Origin of the sequence: Acidocella sp., from assembly GCF_013044125.1 — a bacterium.
Taxonomy (GTDB): Bacteria; Pseudomonadota; Alphaproteobacteria; order Acetobacterales; family Acetobacteraceae; genus Acidocella.
Map to the genome: position 1 here is coordinate 24,256 of NZ_JABEVC010000185.1, position 6,000 is coordinate 30,255.

General features: G+C 56.5%; 3 protein-coding genes. All 3 read left to right on the forward strand.

Going from position 1 to position 6,000, the window contains the following annotated elements:
- The first annotated feature begins 108 nt into the window (after positions 1-108).
- The gene (locus tag HKL97_RS11205) at positions 109-897 is read left to right on the forward strand and encodes an ABC transporter ATP-binding protein (protein ID WP_291425333.1); all 789 of its coding nucleotides are present in this window, start codon (positions 109-111) and stop codon (positions 895-897) included.
- A 53-nt stretch (positions 898-950) separates the two neighbouring features.
- On the forward strand, positions 951-5,687 hold the full coding sequence (locus tag HKL97_RS11210) for an NAD-glutamate dehydrogenase domain-containing protein (RefSeq protein WP_291425335.1): 4,737 nt from the start codon (positions 951-953) through the stop codon (positions 5,685-5,687).
- Between the two features lie 52 nt (positions 5,688-5,739).
- A partial coding sequence (locus HKL97_RS11215; protein ID WP_291425338.1) for a transporter substrate-binding domain-containing protein occupies positions 5,740-6,000 on the forward strand: 261 nt, incomplete at its 3' end.

Below are 6,000 nucleotides of genomic sequence, written 5' to 3' on the forward strand. Positions count from 1 at the left end.
ATTGCGTTGCGCGCGCGGCCTGTTGGGCACGGTTTTTGCGCGCGATCCGCGGCTATAGCCAGTTGCGGCCATAACTACAAAAGCCCATTGTCTTAAAGGAAGCGACGTATGTTATTAGATCAGCAGCCACCTTCTTCCGCACTGGTCGTTGAGGATATCCACAAAAGTTTCGGCGCCGTGGAAGTGCTGAAAGGCGTCTCCGTTACCGCGCATAATGAAGATGTGATCGCCATTCTCGGCGCGTCAGGTTCTGGAAAAAGCACATTTCTGCGGTGTATTAATTTGCTGGAAATGCCTGATAAAGGCCGGGTACGGATCAAGGGTGAGTTAATTGAGATGAAGGAGGGGAAGCGCTCGCGCGATGCCGCGAACCCCAAGCAGGTTGAACGCCTGCGCTCGCGTCTCGCCATGGTGTTCCAGCAATTCAATCTCTGGGGCCATATGACCGTGCTGCAGAATGTGGTGGAAGCGCCGGTTCATGTGCTGGGGCTAGACAAAAAAACAGCCCTGCTGCGCGCGGAGGCGATGCTTGAGAAAGTCGGCCTTTCCGCGAAACTTCAAGCATATCCGGCGCAACTTTCTGGAGGTCAGCAGCAGCGCGTTGCGATTGCGAGAGCATTGGCAATGGAACCCGATGTGCTATTGTTCGATGAGCCAACCTCGGCGCTGGACCCTGAAATGGTGGGCGAGGTGCTGAAGGTGATGCGCGATCTGGCGAAGGAGGGGCGGACGATGCTTGTCGTGACGCATGAGATGGGGTTTGCCCGTGAAGTGGCAAGCCGGGTGATGTTTCTGCATAAGGGGCTCACCGAAGAGGAGGGGCGGCCGGATGAGATGTTTGCTAAACCAAATTCCGAGCGGTTCCGGCAGTTTTTGTCAAGCACGTTGAAGCATTAGCGTTTTTGACCATTTGCGGCGGGCGTTAAAAATCAGAATCAGGTATAAATGGAATGAAAAATATAAGCATCGCAGAGCCTGCCCGCATCGAATTGCTGCGGCAAGTGGCGGATTCCATGCGGCGGTACCTGAAGGGAAGCGACGCGGAGCAGGCTGTTTCCTTTCTCGATGCTTACACCGCGGGACTTTCAACGCAGAGCCTTGCCGAGCGTTCGGCGGAGGAGCTTGCCGGCGCGGTCATGTCCGTATGGTCTTTCATGCAGCAGCGTTCCGCCGGGGTCGCGAGCATCAGGGTTTTCAACCCGCGTGGCAGTGAGCAGGGCTGGGGCACGTCTTACGCGATTATTGAAATCGTGAATGACGATATGAGTTTTCTGGTGGATTCGGTTCTGGGCGTACTGCAATCGTTCGATCTGCCGGTTCAATCGCTGGTCCATCCCGTGCTTTGCGTCACCCGCGGCGTGGATGGCGCATTGAAAACAATTGGCGCCGGGCAGGCGGAATCAGTGATTCAGATTGCCTTCGGTCCGGAGGTGAATGCCGATGTCCTGCGCCGGATCGAGGTTTCTCTCGCCGGTGCGATGCAGGATGCGCGCGCCGCGGTAGCGGATTTCGAGACGATGCGCAGGTTGCTTGCACAGTCTGCTGCAGAGCTGCCCCTCGGCCCGGAGCGTGATTTTCTGAATTGGATCGGTGACCAGAATTTTGTTTTGCTCGGCACCAGCGTGGTGGCGCTGAACCAGGAACTTGATATCGCCGTGCCCGGCGAACCTGTGGCATTGGGTGTGCTGCGCAGCCCGGATTGTCATTTGTTCGATGCCCTGCATGATCCCGTGGTCTGGCGTGCCATATCCAGAGATGCGCTGGAACGTTTTGAAACAGTCGCCATCGCGAAGGCTGACATCCGCTCGCGGGTGCATCGTCCGCAGCTCTATGATGTGGTCGTCGTTAAACATCGCGATGGGGAAGGCAAGGTTGCCGCACTTTCGTTCTTCGCGGGGTTGTTTGTCGCGGATGCTTATAACCGTAACCCTCGGAGCATCCCATTTCTGCGCGAGAAGGTGGAAACCATCTTGCAAGCGGCGGGGGTAGATACGGTCAGTCACGATGGGCGGATGTTGAGGCATATTCTGGATACATGGCCGCGCGACGATCTGTTTCAGGGTAATGTTCAGGATATTCTGGCGGCGGCGCAGCGCATCGTGCAGTTGCAGGTGCGCCCTGAACTGGCGTTGTTTCTGCGGCCGGATCTGTTTGGCAGGCATCTCTCCGCGATTATTTTCGCGCCGCGCGACCGGCTTGACAGTACGCTGCGCAATAAACTTGCAGATATGCTCAAGAGAGTTACAGCCGGGCGCATCGCAGGCTATGCGCTGGCGCTGGGCGAGGGGCCGCTCGCGCGCGTTAATTATACCATAGCGGCTGATCCAGCGCAGGCCCGCGGCCTTGACGCCGCCGTGCTGGAGCTTGCGATGAAGGAAGTTGCGCGCAGCTTCCGCGAGCGGCTGCATGAGGCCCTTGTGGTCGCGCATGGCGAGACGCCCGCGACGTTGATGCTCGGCAAATGGGGTAGCGCATTCCCCGATGTCTATACAGCCAAGACGCAGGCTATGATTGCGGTTGAAGACATTGTGGCAGCAGAGTCAGCGCTGCAGGCCGGGGGATTTCAGAGCACGCTCAGCCGGCCTTTCGGGCTGCCTGAGCGGGTCATGGTGCTCAAGCTGTTTCATGCCGGCGAGCCGATTGCGCTGTCTGACATCGTGCCATTGATTGAGAGTCTGGGACTCCGGGTTATTGAGGAAGTGCCATATCCACTCGCGCCCCAGGGCGGCGGTGTTGTTCTGCATGAGCTGACATTGGAGACCGCTGATGGTCATGCGCTCGACCTTGCCGCGCGTGGTCTGCCAATTCGGGAGGCCATCGCAGCCGCCTGGGATGGCCGGTGCGAGGCTGATGGTTTCAATCGTCTGATTTTAAAAGGTTTGAGCTGGCGTGAGGCATCGTTGCTACGCACCATGTTCAAATGGTGCCGCCAGGTGAGAGCGCCGTTCAGCCAGGGTGCGGTTGAGAGTGCATTGGCCGCGCATCCGCTCGCCGCGAATACGCTGGTTTCAATGTTTCATTGCCGGTTTGATCCTGCGCGCCCCCGAGATACAGTGCAGGAAGTTGAACTGTCCCGGCAGTTTTTCGCGCAGCTGGATCTTGTCTCAAGCCCTGATGAGGATCGTATTCTCCGCCGGCTGTATCAGCTTACCGATGCTGTTGTGCGAACGAATTTTTACGATGTGAAAAGCCCGGTGATTGCGCTGAAAATTGACAGCGCGCGCGCCGGTGCCATGCCGCTGCCGCGCCCGATGGTGGAAATCTGGGTCCATGGCCCGCGCACTGAAGGTTGCCATTTGCGCGGTGGCAAGGTTGCGCGCGGTGGTATTCGCTGGTCGGACCGGCGGGATGATTTCCGAACTGAAACGCTGGGGCTGATGAAGGCCCAGATGGTGAAAAACGTTGTCATCGTACCCGTGGGCGCGAAGGGTGGCTTTGTCATCAAACATCCGCCCGCGGCCACGGGTAATGCCGCGGCGGACCGCGAGGCGCTACAGATCGAGGCAATTTCCTGCTACAAATTGCTGATCAACGCGATGCTCGACGTCACGGATAATCTTCGCGCTGGGCAGGTCGTCCCGCCGCAGCATGTGGTCCGGCGTGATGGGGATGATGCCTATCTGGTGGTCGCTGCTGACAAAGGCACCGCAACATTCAGCGATATTGCAAATGCCATCGCAATTGAAAGAGGTTTTTGGCTCGGTGATGCGTTTGCGTCCGGCGGGTCGGTTGGTTATGACCATAAGGCAATGGGCATCACGGCTCGCGGAGCGTGGGTAAATATTGCTCATCATTTCCATGAGCTTGAAATTGACATTCAATCCACCCCATTTACCTGCGCGGGTGTTGGCGATATGTCCGGCGATGTGTTTGGCAATGGCTTGCTGGTGAGCAGAAAAACATTGCTGCGCGCGGCCTTTGATCATCGGCATATTTTTCTCGATCCGGCGCCGGATTCCGATGTGAGTTACGATGAACGCAAGCGGCTGTCCGGGCAGCCGCGTTCCTCATGGGCTGATTACGATGCTACAAAATTAAGCCCGGGCGGTGGTGTTTACTCACGGCAAACCAAATCGATCCTGCTTTCAGATGCAGCGGCTTCGATGCTTGGTTTTTCACAAAACCAACAAGAGCCGGAGGCGGTGGTCAAATCCATCCTGACCATGAAGGTTGATCTGCTTTATTTCGGTGGAATCGGCACTTATGTAAAGTCGAGCGAAGAGGGCCACGTCGATGCCGACGACCGCGCGAATGATGCGGTGCGCGTGAACGGCCGTGATTTGAGAGCGCGCGTGGTAGGCGAGGGGGCTAATCTTGCAGTCACCCAGGCCGGGCGGGTTGAAGCGGCATTATCCGGTGTGCGAATCAACACGGATGCGCTGGATAATTCCGCAGGTGTTTCAACATCGGACCATGAGGTGAATATAAAAATCCTGCTTGCCGATCCGATGGAAGCAGGGAAGATTACCGCAAGTCAACGCGTTGAATTGCTTGGGGCGATGACGGACGAGGTTGCCGATTTGGTGCTGCGCGATAATCATCAGCAATCATTGGCAATTTCGCTCGATCAGATTGGTGGCGCAAGCGACCTACCCGCACAGAACGCGTTTATGTCGCTGCTGGAATCTGTTGGAGTTTTTGATAGGGCGGTTGCCGGCCTCCCTGATGCCGCAGCAATGAAGACCCGTAGCGCCACCGGGCAGGGCCTAACCCGGCCGGAGCTTTGCGCGTTGATGGCGTATACCAAATTGCACCTTGCGGCGGTGCTTGACGATTCATCCCTGGTTGAGGATCCGTATCTTTCTTGCCTTGTATCCCTGTATTTCCCAAAACCATTGCGTGAACGTTTTAAATCGGAGATTGCTCGCCATCGGCTTCGCCGCGAACTGATTGGCACGACGGTGACAAATGAGCTTGTTAACCGGATGGGGGTTGCGGCTTTCGGCCGGCTATCGGCGGAGGGTGGGGCCGGTCTGGTGGATGTGGCTCACGCCGCTTTGGTCGCGGATTATGCCTTTGCTTTGCCTGAGATTTACGAGGGCATGGAAGCCTTGCCGCAAGTTCCCGCGGCAGCGCGATATACCGTTTTGCTGGCGGCCAGCCGGTTACAGGAAGCAACGGCCCGCGTTCTGCTGGGCGATAAGCTTCCGTTGCCAGCGATAGGGGAAGGGGTCGCCGCCCTGCGTGACGAACTTGCCACCCTCACGCAAGCAGCCTGTGCGCGGGTTGTACAGTCATCGGCGGTTCAGGAGTTGGTCCGGAATGGAGTCCCTGAAAAATTTGCTGCTTTTGCAATGGCCGTTCCTGATTTGGTGGCAGGTCCGTTGATTGTAAAAATTGCAAAAATGCATGCTATACCAGTTGTTACCGCACTGATTGCCTGGACACAGGCAGGCGGTTGGAGCGCTATTGAGCAGTTGCGTGCAGCTGCCGGCATGATCAAGACAAATGGTGTTTGGGAGGCGCGTGCGGTCGCCGCGATTGGCGATGATCTAACGCACCTGCAGGCGGCGTTGGCGAATGTTGCGTTGTCGGAATATGCGGCATCAAAATCCCTATTTTCTCAACATTCACCGAGTGTGAATGCAGCCATCGACCTCGCGCATGAAGCGGCGCGAAATCCTGAAATCGTGTCATTGAGTGTAGCTGTCAGGAGTTTATCCAAAGCGCTGCTCGTTGTTCGATAATCAGACTTGCTTCTGCCATTATAACCTTGAAATATAATCAATCACTTAGGAGATGTTCATGAAAAGAAGATTTACAACTGCTGCTCTGGTAATCGCTGCTTTTGGCTTTGCAGCCCCGGTGGTGGCGAGCGCCAAGGCGATGACTGAGATTAAGTTCGGTGTGGATGCGACGTATCCGCCGTTTGAGAGTCTTTCTCCCAGCGGGAAATTTGTTGGTTTTGACATTGATCTTGGCCGTGCCATCTGCGCTGAGCTGAAGGTGAAATGTGTATTCATAAGCCAGAGTTTTGACGGCATTATTCCGGCTTTGCAG

Excerpts from the sequence above, each read along its gene's own strand:
- HKL97_RS11205 (WP_291425333.1), top strand. The coding sequence starts at position 109 with ATGTTATTAGATCAGCAGCCACCTTCTTCCGCACTGGTCGTTGAGGAT.
- HKL97_RS11210 (WP_291425335.1), top strand. The coding sequence starts at position 951 with ATGAAAAATATAAGCATCGCAGAGCCTGCCCGCATCGAATTGCTGCGG.